Raw genomic sequence first — 11257 nt, forward strand, 5'->3', positions numbered from 1 at the left:
CTCCTCCTCTTCCCGGGTCCGGCGGCGCTGCTCGACGCGTACCTTGCGCGGGTCGTAGCGCGTGGCGGGGGCCTTCTCGCCGCGGATCAGCTCCAGCTGCGCGGTGATCGCGGCCATGATGACCTCGGTCGCCTCCTTCAGGAGGTCCGGGGTCATCTCCTTGTCGTAGAAGCGCGAGAGGTCCACGGGCGGGCCCGCGAGCACGTGGTGCGTCTTGCGCGGCCACAGGTCGGGCTTCTTGGCGTACGGGGCCAGCAGGTGGTTGGCGCCCCACTGGGCCACCGGGATGACCGGGCACCTGGTCTGCAGGGCGACCCGCGCGGCGCCCGTCTTGCCGGTCATCGGCCACAGGTCGGGGTCGCGGGTGAGGGTGGCCTCGGGGTAGAAGGCGACGCACTCGCCGCGCTCCACGGCCTCGATCGCGGCACGGTAGGCGCTCAGCGCGTCGGTGCTCTCGCGGTACACCGGGATCTGCCCGGTCCCCCGCATGGCCGCCCCCACGAAACCGCTCTTGAAAAGGGCGCTCTTGGCGAGGAACCGCGGAACACGGCCGGTGTTGTACTGGAAGTGCCCGTACGCGAACGGGTCCGCGTGTGAATTGTGGTTCACCGCGGTGATAAAACCGCCCTCGGCTGGAATGTTCTCCATTCCGCGCCAGTCCCGCTTGATCAGAACCGTCAGCGGCGGTTTGCAGAGGGCCGCCGCGAAGCGGTACCAGAAGCTGATTCTGCGGCGGGACACGCGTGCACCTTCCTCTTGAGCCTGGGGGGCCGCACAAGTGTCGCCCCGGGCCGCCTGTCTGTCGAGAACACCGTACGCCCCGGCCTCGGGCCCGGCCCGGCGTCCGGGGGACAATGGGCGCGACGGAGGAGGGACGGAGCGCTCGTGCAGTGGATCTTGGTCGTACCGCTCAAAGCCTTGGCGCTTGCGAAGAGCAGGCTCGCGGACGCGGCCTCCGAGGGGCTGCGCCCGGGGCTCGCCCTCGCCTTCGCACAGGACACGGTGGCCGCCGCGCTGGCCTGTCCGGAGGTCGGCGGTGTGGCGGTAGTCACTGGCGACGTGCGGGCCGGGCGGGAACTGGCCGCCCTGGGTGCCCGGKTCGTCCSGGACGAGCCGGGCGGCGGCCTGAACGCCGCGCTGCGGCACGGCGCGGGGGCCGTACGGATGCAAAACCCCCGGGCCCCCCTGGCGGCACTGAACGCCGATCTGCCCGCACTGCGCCCGCCGGAATTGGGCCGGGTGCTCACCGCGGCCGCGGAATTCCCGCGCGCTTTCCTGCCGGACGCCGCGGGATTCGGCAGCACTCTCCTGGCCGTGGCGCCGGGGCGCGAATTGCTGCCCGCATTCGGAACGGATTCCCGGGCCCGCCACCGTGCGTCGGGCGCGGCGGAACTCCTGCCGGCCGCGGTGGATTCCGTACGCCAGGACGTGGACACCGGCGCGGACCTGCGGGCGGCTCTGGCGCTGGGCGTGGGCCCGCACACGGCGTCGGCGGTGGAACGGCTGCGGGCGGCCTGAGCTGTGCGGTCACGCCCCGCGAGGGACGCAGGCCTCTCCCGGTGCAGGCCTCTCCCGCCGTGAACGGCATACCCTTCCCCCATGCAGGCGACCGCGTACACATACGACCACGACACCCGCACCGGCCAGGTGCTGCTGGACGACGGCACCCCCGTGCCCTTCGACGCCGCGGCGTTCGACCGGGGCGGTCTGCGGCTGCTCCGTCCGGGCCAGCGCGTACGCATCGAGACCGAGGGCGGGCAGGACGACCGGCGCATCACGCTGGTGACCCTGCAGACCTTCTGACGGCGGGTCCTCCGGAGAACGCCGCGGGCCGGACTCCCCGGGGGGAGTCCGGCCCGGCGCGTTTTTCGTGACGCCCCTGCCTACCTGCGGGCGGTGGCCTTCTTGGCGGTGGTGGTGCTGCGGGCCGCGGACTTCTTGGCCGGGGCCTTCTTGGCGGCCGCCTTCTTCGCGGGCGCCTTCTTCGCCGCCGCCTTCTTGGCGGTGGTCTTCTTGGCCGCCGAGGACGAGGTCTTCTTCGCGGCCGCCGACGAGGTCTTCTTCGCGGGGGCCTTCTTGGCCGTGGCGGTGGTCTTCTTGGCGGTCGCCGCCGACGAGGTCTTCTTCGCCGCGGTCGCCTTCCTGGTCGTCGCCGAGGATGTGGTCTTCGTCGCCGCGGCCGTGGTCTTCTTCGCGGCTCCCGTCGCCTTCCTGGCGGTGGTGGCCTTCTTGGCCGCGGCCTTCTTGACCGTGGCGGAGGCGCCGCCGGTCAGGCTGCCCTTGGGGGCCTTCTTGACCGCGACGTCGTTCTTCGGGAGCTTCTTGGACCCGCTCACCAGGTCCTTGAAGCCCTGGCCGGCGCGGAAGCGCGGCACCGAGGTCTTCTTGACCCGCACACGCTCCCCGGTCTGCGGGTTGCGGGCGTAACGGGCCGGACGGTCCACCTTCTCGAAGGAACCGAAGCCGGTGACCGAGACCCGGTCCCCGCCGACGACCGCCCGGACCACGGCGTCCAGTACGGCGTCGACCGCGTCGGCGGCCTGCTGACGCCCGCCGACCTTGTCGGCAATCGCTTCTACGAGCTGCGCCTTGTTCACGTCTTCCCCTTCGGAGACATTGCCAGAACGAAACTGTTCAAGCTTTTTCGCACGTTAGGCAGATATATACCGCAAATCAAACACGAAACGGCCTAATCACCCTTGTGCCGCAACGAACTGGGCCCGTCGCCAAGTTCCTCAGCGTTCCTCTTCGGGGATTCGGCCCTCGTCGAGGTCCGTCGCGAACCGCTCCAGACGCCTTGTCGCATCGGCGAGATCGTGTTTGGCCACGGCCGTAATGACCAGCAGCTTCCGGGTCAGCGCCATCCGTACGCCCTCCGGGACTTGCAGTGCGCGCACCCTGGTGTGCGCTTCCTTGAGTTGGGACGCGACCGCCGCATAGAGCTTGAGTTGGCCGTCGTGTTCCATGCACAGATTGTGCCATCTGGGGCGAGTTGTCGCCTGCGCAGGGGGCAACTACCGCCTCCCGAGGGCCACCCGCGCACCTCACCACATGGCTCTGCCGCATGTCGGCTACCCCAGCAAGGCAGTCCGAAACAAGGGTAGTTGAAGCCAATCCCGAAGTCCGGAACCATCCCTTCGGCCGCAGACGCAGCTGTACCCCCAACCGTCCACGATTGGGGGTACAGAGGTGTGTTGCCGTGGCTGGAACCGGCCGCCGGGGCCGGGGCCGGTCAGACCTGGACGGTCCGCGGCTTGTAGGAGGGGCGCCCGGCCTCGTAGGCGGAGATGTCCGCCTCGTTCTGCAGGGTGATGGAGATGTCGTCCAGTCCGTTCAGCAGCCGCCAGCGGGCGTTCTCGTCGAGCTCGAAGGGGGCCGTGATGCCCTCGGCGCGCACCTCGCGGGACTCCAGGTCGACCGTGACCTCGGCCTGCGGGTCCTTCTCGATGAGCTCCCACAGCTCGTCCACGACTCCCTGCTCCAGAACCACCGTGAGCAGGCCGTTCTTCAGAGAGTTGCCGCGGAAGATGTCGGCGAAGCGGGAGGAGATCACGGCCTTGAAGCCGTAGTTCTGCAGCGCCCACACGGCGTGCTCGCGCGAGGAGCCGGTGCCGAAGTCGGGGCCCGCGACCAGGACCGTGGCGCCCGCGCGCTCGGGCCGGTTGAGGACGAAGGACGGGTCCTTGCGCCAGGCCTCGAAGAGCCCGTCCTCGAAGCCGTCCCGGGTCACCTTCTTGAGCCAGTGGGCGGGGATGATCTGGTCGGTGTCGACGTTGCTGCGGCGCAGCGGGACCGCCCGGCCGGTGTGCTTGGTGAATGCTTCCATGGCTATCGGACTCCAGCGGGGGTGCGGACGTCGGCATCGGACAGGTCGGCGGGCGACGCCAGATGGCCCAGTACCGCCGTCGCGGCGGCCACCTGCGGCGACACCAGGTGCGTCCGGCCGCCCTTGCCCTGCCGGCCCTCGAAGTTGCGGTTGGAGGTGGAGGCGGAGCGCTCGCCGGGGGCCAGCTGGTCGGGGTTCATGCCCAGGCACATCGAACAGCCCGCGTGCCGCCATTCGGCCCCGGCCTCCTTGAAGACCAGGTCCAGACCCTCGGAGACGGCCTGCAGACCGACCCGCGCGGATCCGGGGACCACCAGCATCCGTACGCCGTCGGCGACTTTGCGGCCCTCGACGATCGACGCGGCGGCCCGCAGGTCCTCGATGCGGCCGTTGGTGCACGACCCCACGAAGACGGTGTCGACCCGGATGTCCCGCAGCGGCTGTCCCGCGGTCAGGCCCATGTACTCCAGGGCCTTCTCGGCGGCGAGGCGCTCCGAGGCGTCCTCGTACGAGGCCGGGTCGGGGACGGCGGCCGAAAGAGGTGCACCCTGGCCCGGGTTGGTGCCCCAGGTGACGAACGGCGCGAGGGAGGCGGCGTCGATGACGACCTCCGCGTCGAACACCGCGTCGTCGTCCGACCTCAGCGTCTTCCAGTACGCGACGGCGGCGTCCCAGTCCTCGCCCTTCGGCGCGTGGTCGCGGCCCTCGATGTACGCGAAGGTGGTCTCGTCGGGGGCGATCATGCCCGCGCGGGCGCCGGCCTCGATCGACATGTTGCAGATGGTCATGCGGGCCTCCATCGAGAGCTTCTCGATGGCGGAGCCGCGGTACTCCAGGATGTAGCCCTGGCCGCCGCCCGTACCGATCTTGGTGATGATCGCCAGGATCAGGTCCTTGGCCGTGACGTCCTCGGGCAGTTCGCCGTCGACCGTGATGGCCATGGTCTTGGGGCGGGCCAGCGGCAGCGTCTGGGTGGCCAGCACGTGCTCCACCTGGGAGGTGCCGATGCCGAACGCCAGGGCGCCGAACGCGCCGTGCGTGGAGGTGTGGGAGTCGCCGCACACGACCGTGGTGCCGGGCTGGGTCAGGCCCAGCTGCGGGCCGACGACGTGGACGACGCCCTGCTCGACGTCCCCGAGGGAGTGCAGCCGCACACCGAACTCGGCGCAGTTCTTGCGCAGCGTCTCCAGCTGGGCGCGGGAGACCGGGTCCGCGATGGGCTTGTCGATGTCGAGGGTCGGGGTGTTGTGGTCCTCGGTCGCGATGGTGAGGTCGAGCCGGCGCACGGGGCGCCCCGCCTGACGGAGACCGTCGAAGGCCTGAGGGCTGGTCACCTCGTGCAGCAGGTGCAGATCGATGAAGAGGAGGTCGGGCTCGCCCTCCGCGCGCCGGACGACGTGGTCGTCCCAGACCTTCTCCGCGAGTGTCCTACCCATCGCTTTCCCTCCGGCCGGCCTGTGCGGGCGCCGGCCCAACTAGAGATCTCCGGTGCGGTCGCGCCCGTACCCCCCGGTGCCGGACGTCTTCCGCCGGGCCCGTCGGTCCGCGGGCCGTATGGGTACCAGGGTGGCGCGTTCCACGGAAAATTGAACTTGCGTTTCACAGAGTGAGACGCGAGTATCGTTTCATGGACAACAGTAGCGGCGTCGGCGTTCTGGACAAGGCAGCCCTTGTCCTGAGCGCACTGGAGTCCGGTCCGGCCACCCTCGCGGGCCTGGTCGCGGCGACCGGACTGGCACGGCCCACGGCACATCGCCTCGCCGTGGCACTAGAACACCACCGCATGGTGGCGCGTGACATGCAGGGACGTTTCATTCTCGGCCCGCGGCTCGCCGAGCTGGCCGCGGCCGCGGGCGAGGACCGCCTCCTCGCGACGGCCGGTCCGGTGCTCACGCACCTGCGGGACCTCACGGGCGAGAGCGCGCAGCTCTACCGCCGCCAGGGCGACATGCGCATCTGCGTCGCCGCGGCGGAGCGCCTGTCGGGGCTCAGGGACACGGTCCCGGTCGGTTCGACCCTCACCATGAAGGCGGGCTCCTCGGCCCAGATCCTGATGGCCTGGGAGGAGCCGGAGCGCCTGCACCGGGGCCTCCAGGGCGCCCGCTTCACGGCGACGGCCCTGTCGGGCGTACGGCGGCGGGGCTGGGCCCAGTCGATCGGTGAGCGCGAGCCGGGCGTCGCGTCGGTCTCCGCGCCGGTGCGCGGCCCCTCGAACCGCGTGGTCGCCGCCGTCTCGGTGTCGGGCCCGATCGAGCGCCTGACGCGCCACCCCGGGCGGATGCACGCCCAGGCCGTCATCGACGCGGCCGGCCGCTTGTCCGAGGCGCTGCGCCGCACCGGCTGACCCCGCGCCCGCCGGCACCGCCGGCGCCCCCGCTCCTCCCCGAACCCCCCGACCTCACCGCCGCACCCCGGCATCCGACCTCCCGGCCGATCGCTTCAACGCCGCAGCGAACGGCCGGAGTTGTCTCCCCGCCGCCCGGTGGGGGCGCGGGACACGAAAGAGGCCCTTCCCATAGGGGAAGGGCCTCTTCTCTGTGTACCCCCGACCGGATTCGAACCGGCGCTACTGCCGTGAGAGGGCAGCGTGCTAGGCCGCTACACAACGGGGGCGAGGATCACGAGTGATCCAGCTGGGCTACCAGGACTCGAACCTAGAACAACGGAACCAGAAACCGTCGTGTTGCCAATTACACCATAGCCCATCAGTGGTTCAGACCACTTGGTACCCCCGACCGGATTCGAACCGGCGCTACTGCCGTGAGAGGGCAGCGTGCTAGGCCGCTACACAACGGGGGCCCTGGCGATCCTGCATGAGGGGCAGCGGGTGCGACCCGGACTGCCTCCCTGGGAAGGATCTGTACCCCCGACCGGATTCGAACCGGCGCTACCGCCTTGAGAGGGCGGCGTGCTAGGCCGCTACACAACGGGGGCCTTGCAGAACTGGTGTCTGCGATGCAGATAAGCTCTGCGAGCTGGCCTACCAGGACTCGAACCTAGACTAACGGAACCAGAAACCGTCGTGCTGCCAATTACACCATAGGCCACTGAAACTCAACCCCCGGAGGGATTTTGTTTTAGCTTGCTCCTCCGGTCTCCGGCCTTTCGGCCCGCACTCCGGCGGCGCAGGAAGAACATTACCCGAAGGTGGACGGCGCTCCAAAACGGGTATCGGGGCGGAGGACCGCGGGGAGTTCGGCCAGCGAGGCGATCCGGCGCAGCCGGTCCGGCTGCGGGTCCGCCGGCCGGTCCGCCGCGGTGCCCACGCCCGTACCGGCGCCCGTGTGCACGCCTCTGCGGTCGATCCAGACCGAGAGGAGTCCGGCCTCGGCGGCGCCCCGCCCGTCGATCTCCGGGTGGTCCCCGACGTACGCGACCTGGTGCGGAGGCAGCCGCAGGGCGTCGCAGGCCGCGTGGAAGGCCTCCGCGGCCGGCTTCGAGACGCCCAGTTCGGCCGCGCACAGCACCGTCTCGAAACGTTCCCGTACGCCGAGGACGCGCAGTTTGCGGTCCTGGACACGGAGGCTGGAGTTGGAGAGCACGGCGTGGCGGTGGCTGCCCGCCAGGAGGTCGAGGACGGGCAGCACGTCCGGGAAGAGCGCCCAGGCCGTCTCATAGTGGCCGAGGTACCGGACGAACCAGTCCTCCGCCTCGGTGTCGCTCAGGGGCTGCCCGAGAAAGTCCCGCACCCGGTCCCGGCGGCCGCCCGCCCAGTCGACCTCCCCGGCCGCGAACCTGGCCCACTGCCGGTCGGTGAGCTCGCGCCACCGGTCCAGGGCCTGTCCGACGGACGCGTACCCGTCGAGCAGCCCCTCGGCCGCCAAGTGCCCGCGCATGCCGGCACGGTCGGCCGCGGTGTAGTCGAAGAGCGTGTCGTCGACATCCCACACGACGGCTCGGATCGTCATGCCCCGACCGTACCCCCGAGGCCGTTCCCGGCCGGGGCCCGGGACGCGGGAGGGGCGGCGCCCCGGTCGGACGCCGCCCCTCCCGTACCTCGTGCGTACCGTCTACGCGGTCAGCTTCGCCAGGGCCGCGTCGATGCGTGCCAGTGCCTTCTCCCGGCCCAGGATCTCCAGGGACTCGAAGAGCGGCAGGCCGACCGTGCGCCCGGTGACGGCGACGCGGACCGGGGCCTGCGCCTTGCCCAGCTTGAGGCCGTGGGCCTCGCCGGCGGCCAGGACGGCCTCCTTGAGCGACTCGGCGGAGCTCCAGTCCGCGGCCTCCAGCTTCTCGCGGGCCGTCGCGAGCAGGGCGTCCGAGCCCTCCTTCATCGCCTTCGCCCAGGACGCCTCGTCGAAGACCGGCTCCGGCAGGAACAGGAAGTCGACGTTGTCGGTGATCTCGGAGAGCACCTTCAGGCGGGTCTGGGCGTGCGGGGCGATCGCGTCCCACTTGGCCGGGTCGAAGTCCTCCGGCGCCCAGGGGGCGAAGGGGGCCCGCAGCCAGGGGGCGCAGCGCTCGGCGAAGTCCTTCACGTCGAGCAGCCGGATGTGGTCGGCGTTGATGGCCTCGGCCTTCTTGAGGTCGAAGCGGGCCGGGTTGGGGTTGACGTCCGCGACGTCGAAGGCGGCGACCATCTCCTCGACGGGGAAGATGTCGCGGTCCGCCGAGAGCGACCAGCCGAGGAGGGAGAGGTAGTTGAGCAGGCCCTCGGGGAGGAAGCCGCGCTCCCGGTAGAGGTTCAGCGAGGACTCGGGGTCGCGCTTGGAGAGCTTCTTGTTGCCCTCGCCCATCACGTACGGGAGGTGGCCGAAGGCCGGGGTCTCCTTGGCGACGCCCAGCTCGGTCAGCGCCTTGTAGAGGGCGATCTGCCGCGGGGTGGAGGAGAGCAGGTCCTCGCCGCGCAGGACGTGGGTGATCTCCATCAGGGCGTCGTCGACCGGGTTGACCAGCGTGTAGAGCGGGGCGCCGTTGGCACGGACGATGCCGTAGTCCGGCACGTTCTCCGGGAGGTAGGTGATCTCGCCGCGGACCAGGTCCGTGAAGGTGATCGGCTCGTCGGGCATGCGGAAGCGCACGATGGGCGTGCGGCCCTCGGCCTCGTACGCGCTCTTCTGCTCGGCGGTCAGCTCGCGGCAGTGGCCGTCGTAGCCGGACGGCCGGCCGGCGGCGCGGGCGGCGTCCCGGCGGGCGTCCAGCTCGACGGTCGAGCAGTAGCAGTGGTAGGCGTAGCCGCCGTCGAGGAGCTTCTGCGCGACGTCCTTGTAGAGGTCCATGCGCTGCGACTGGCGGTACGGCGCGTGGGGGCCGCCGATCTCGGGGCCCTCGTCCCAGTCGAAGCCCAGCCAGCGCAGCGAGTCCAGGAGCTGCTCGTAGGACTCCTCGGAGTCGCGGGCCGCGTCGGTGTCCTCGATGCGGAAGACGAACGTGCCGCCGGTGTGGCGGGCGTACGCCCAGTTGAACAGGGCCGTGCGGACCAGGCCCACGTGGGGGTTGCCGGTCGGGGAGGGACAGAAACGTACTCGGACGGCGGGGGCGGGTGCGCTAGCCACGCTTGACAACCTTGTTGGTGAGAGTGCCGATGCCTTCGATGGTGACGGCGACCTCGTCGCCGACGCCGAGGGGGCCGACCCCTGCCGGGGTGCCCGTGAGGATGACGTCGCCGGGGAGCAGCGTCATGGCCTCGGTGATGTTGACGATCAGGTCCTCGATGGAGTGGATCATCTCGCTGGTGCGGCCCAGCTGGCGCTGCTGCCCGTTGACCGTGCACTGGATCGTGAGGTCGGACGGGTCCAGGTCCGTCTCCACCCAGGGGCCCAGCGGGCAGGAGGAGTCGAAGCCCTTGGCCCGGGCCCACTGCTTCTCGCGCCGCTGGACGTCGCGTGCGGTGACGTCGTTGGCGCAGGTGTAGCCGAGGATGACGTCCTTGACGCGTTCGCGCGGGACCTCGCGGCACATGCGGCCGATGACCACGGCCAGCTCGGCCTCGTGGTGCAGCTCCTCGGAGAAGGAGGGGTACGCGATGTCGTCGCCGGGGCCGACCACGGAGGTGGAGGGCTTGAAGAAGGCGAACGGCGCGTCGGGCACCTCGTTGCCGAGCTCGCGCGCGTGCTCCGCGTAGTTGCGGCCGAAGGCCACGACCTTGTTGGGGAGCACGGGCGGCAGGAGGCGGACCTTGCTCAGCGGGACCTTGGTCCCGGAGAGCTCGAAGTCCGCGAACGGGATGCCCTTGATGATGTCGAGCACGAGACCGTCGGTCGATCCAGGAGGGCTCTCGCCCTCGACCGCACCGAACGCGACGTTGCCGTCGATGGAGAACCTGGCGATGCGCACGGTGTCCTTGCGCCCCTCACTGAGCTGGCCGGAGTCTGATGCTCCAGGCTAACGCGGCAAGGGGCGGGCGCCTCTCGTATTGCGGGCCGTGAGGGCCGCGCGGAGGAGCCGAAGGGGCCCGTGGGAGGGTTACTCCGTGATCGTCGCGGCGACGGGGACGTCCATCAGGATCGTGCGCCGGGGGTTCGCCGTCTGGGCGGGGAGCTCGACGACGTGCTCCCGCCGCTCCGGGGCGCCCAGCTCCTCGGCGTCCTGGAGGTGCGCCAGCGTGGTGCGTCGCGGGTTGGCTATGTCGCGGAACATCATCGTCGTCTTCATCTGGGGTTACGGGCCCTGTTCGGTCGTGGCGCCGGCGGTCCGGGAACCGTCCCGCAGGCGCGGGTTGTCGGATTTGCCATCCCTGTAAAGCGTCAGGCTAAACATGCGGTTCCCCGTCGAAGCTGTGAAGACGACGTGATCGTCGTGTGAGTTTCCTCACTTACCGTTGGGCAAACCGGTCAATTCAGGCCCTTGTTGTCAAGGGTCGAAAAGGGCATTACGCCACGGAAGACATCATTCCGCTCCTGATCATGGCGACTGGGACACCGCTTGCCCACGAAGGTCTCGTCCCCATGTGTCCGATATCGGGGAGGCCACTTTCTACGTCTCGTGACGCTGCCCTCACATGCTGTCACGGAGGTCACAGCATGGCCCATGGCCCTTGTTGGAGATCCGGCACTGTGCTGAAATTCCTCGGACCGCCGCAGGAACGACCCGGCGCGCAGGGGCGCAACTCAGCGCCGAGTGGCGGCGGGAACAAGGGGGAACCTGCGCCGGTCACTCACGACCACCATGGGAGCGCGTTTCAGGGCGCTCCCAAGACGCCGACACCGTCCCGCCGTTCACGCGGAGGGGCGCCTGGTCCAGAGGTTGCGACGCTAGTGCAGGGACGTTTCAAGAGGGATGGCAGCGCTTCGGCGGAGCCGGAGCCGCAAGGCGGGACTGGCCCCCGGGCAGTCGGCTCCTCGCCCCAGCACGCCCAGAACCCGGGACCGGCGCAGGCCGGCAACAGCAACGGCGACCGTTCGTCGCGCCCCGGCGCGCCGGGTCGTTCCTGCGGCGGTCCGAGGAATTTCAGCACAGTGCCGGATCTCCAACAAGGGCCATGGGCCATGC

The 11257-nt window shown here is 70.3% G+C and carries 12 protein-coding genes, 5 tRNA genes and 1 pseudogene; 4 read left to right on the top strand and 14 right to left on the bottom strand.

Features of this window, described 5'->3' with window-relative positions:
- A partial coding sequence (locus FGF04_RS35055; RefSeq protein ID WP_149515466.1) for a lysophospholipid acyltransferase family protein occupies nucleotides 1-741 on the bottom strand: 741 nt, incomplete at its 3' end.
- 144 nt (nucleotides 742-885) lie between these two features.
- Between FGF04_RS35055 and cofC the strand changes: the two genes are divergently transcribed.
- Both cofC and FGF04_RS35065 read left to right on the top strand, forming a co-directional pair.
- Nucleotides 886-1518, top strand: a complete 633-nt coding sequence (gene cofC / locus FGF04_RS35060) for a 2-phospho-L-lactate guanylyltransferase (RefSeq protein WP_149515415.1) — start codon at nucleotides 886-888, stop codon at nucleotides 1516-1518.
- 81 nt (nucleotides 1519-1599) lie between these two features.
- Nucleotides 1600-1803 carry a hypothetical protein gene (locus FGF04_RS35065; protein WP_149515416.1) on the top strand — a complete coding sequence of 68 codons (204 nt, stop codon included), beginning with the start codon at nucleotides 1600-1602 and terminating at the stop codon, nucleotides 1801-1803.
- An 80-nt stretch (nucleotides 1804-1883) separates the two neighbouring features.
- On the opposite strand, the gene FGF04_RS35070 is transcribed toward FGF04_RS35065, so the two are convergent.
- The 4 genes from FGF04_RS35070 to leuC form a co-directional block, all read right to left on the bottom strand.
- Nucleotides 1884-2597 carry an HU family DNA-binding protein gene (locus tag FGF04_RS35070; protein ID WP_149515417.1) on the bottom strand — a complete coding sequence of 238 codons (714 nt, stop codon included), beginning with the start codon at nucleotides 2595-2597 and terminating at the stop codon, nucleotides 1884-1886.
- Nucleotides 2598-2735: 138 nt separating this feature from the next.
- On the bottom strand, nucleotides 2736-2966 hold the full coding sequence (locus FGF04_RS35075; protein WP_149515418.1) for an SCO5555 family protein: 231 nt from the start codon (nucleotides 2964-2966) through the stop codon (nucleotides 2736-2738).
- 266 nt (nucleotides 2967-3232) lie between these two features.
- Nucleotides 3233-3826, bottom strand: coding sequence for a 3-isopropylmalate dehydratase small subunit (gene leuD, locus FGF04_RS35080; RefSeq protein ID WP_149515419.1), 594 nt, complete (start codon nucleotides 3824-3826; stop codon nucleotides 3233-3235).
- 2 nt (nucleotides 3827-3828) lie between these two features.
- Entirely contained in the window at nucleotides 3829-5262 is a 1434-nt protein-coding gene (gene leuC, locus FGF04_RS35085) for a 3-isopropylmalate dehydratase large subunit (protein WP_149515420.1), read from the bottom strand.
- A 191-nt stretch (nucleotides 5263-5453) separates the two neighbouring features.
- Here leuC and ndgR point away from each other — a divergent pair, with 191 nt between their 5' ends.
- Complete coding sequence (gene ndgR / locus FGF04_RS35090; RefSeq protein WP_006383662.1) at nucleotides 5454-6170, top strand: IclR family transcriptional regulator NdgR; 717 nt, start codon at nucleotides 5454-5456, stop codon at nucleotides 6168-6170.
- Nucleotides 6171-6366: 196 nt separating this feature from the next.
- On the opposite strand, the gene FGF04_RS35095 is transcribed toward ndgR, so the two are convergent.
- From FGF04_RS35095 to FGF04_RS35135, 9 genes are all read right to left on the bottom strand, one after another.
- Nucleotides 6367-6439 (bottom strand) — tRNA-Glu (locus FGF04_RS35095).
- A gap of 20 nt (nucleotides 6440-6459) precedes the next feature.
- A tRNA-Gln gene (locus FGF04_RS35100) sits at nucleotides 6460-6531 on the bottom strand.
- 18 nt (nucleotides 6532-6549) lie between these two features.
- Nucleotides 6550-6625 (bottom strand) — tRNA-Glu (locus FGF04_RS35105).
- 62 nt (nucleotides 6626-6687) lie between these two features.
- Nucleotides 6688-6760 (bottom strand) — tRNA-Glu (locus tag FGF04_RS35110).
- Between the two features lie 41 nt (nucleotides 6761-6801).
- Nucleotides 6802-6873: transfer RNA gene (locus FGF04_RS35115), tRNA-Gln, on the bottom strand.
- 90 nt (nucleotides 6874-6963) lie between these two features.
- On the bottom strand, nucleotides 6964-7734 hold the full coding sequence (locus FGF04_RS35120) for an HAD family hydrolase (RefSeq protein WP_149515421.1): 771 nt from the start codon (nucleotides 7732-7734) through the stop codon (nucleotides 6964-6966).
- A 102-nt stretch (nucleotides 7735-7836) separates the two neighbouring features.
- Nucleotides 7837-9321 (bottom strand): glutamate--tRNA ligase, encoded by a 1485-nt coding sequence (gene gltX, locus FGF04_RS35125; protein ID WP_149515422.1) that lies wholly within the window; start codon nucleotides 9319-9321, stop codon nucleotides 7837-7839.
- Entirely contained in the window at nucleotides 9314-10102 is a 789-nt protein-coding gene (locus FGF04_RS35130; RefSeq protein WP_149515423.1) for a fumarylacetoacetate hydrolase family protein, read from the bottom strand. The genes gltX and FGF04_RS35130 overlap by 8 nt, the downstream gene beginning before the upstream one ends.
- Before the next feature lie 129 nt (nucleotides 10103-10231).
- Complete coding sequence (locus FGF04_RS35135) at nucleotides 10232-10420, bottom strand: hypothetical protein (protein WP_149515424.1); 189 nt, start codon at nucleotides 10418-10420, stop codon at nucleotides 10232-10234.
- 602 nt (nucleotides 10421-11022) lie between these two features.
- On the opposite strand from FGF04_RS35135, the pseudogene FGF04_RS42190 reads away from it, so the two are divergent.
- A pseudogene (locus FGF04_RS42190) lies at nucleotides 11023-11257 on the top strand (hypothetical protein); the annotation flags it as partial.

Source organism: Streptomyces apricus, from assembly GCF_008369065.1.
GTDB lineage: Bacteria > Actinomycetota > Actinomycetes > Streptomycetales > Streptomycetaceae > Streptomyces > Streptomyces apricus.

What these genes read in the sequence shown, in the direction of transcription:
- FGF04_RS35065 (WP_149515416.1), top strand. Translation starts at nt 1,600, where the DNA reads ATGCAGGCGACCGCGTACACATACGACCACGACACCCGCACCGGCCAG.
- FGF04_RS35075 (WP_149515418.1), bottom strand. Translation starts at nt 2,966, where the DNA reads ATGGAACACGACGGCCAACTCAAGCTCTATGCGGCGGTCGCGTCCCAA.
- leuD (WP_149515419.1), bottom strand. Translation starts at nt 3,826, where the DNA reads ATGGAAGCATTCACCAAGCACACCGGCCGGGCGGTCCCGCTGCGCCGC.
- leuC (WP_149515420.1), bottom strand. Translation starts at nt 5,262, where the DNA reads ATGGGTAGGACACTCGCGGAGAAGGTCTGGGACGACCACGTCGTCCGG.
- ndgR (WP_006383662.1), top strand. Translation starts at nt 5,454, where the DNA reads ATGGACAACAGTAGCGGCGTCGGCGTTCTGGACAAGGCAGCCCTTGTC.
- FGF04_RS35120 (WP_149515421.1), bottom strand. Translation starts at nt 7,734, where the DNA reads ATGACGATCCGAGCCGTCGTGTGGGATGTCGACGACACGCTCTTCGAC.
- FGF04_RS35135 (WP_149515424.1), bottom strand. Translation starts at nt 10,420, where the DNA reads ATGAAGACGACGATGATGTTCCGCGACATAGCCAACCCGCGACGCACC.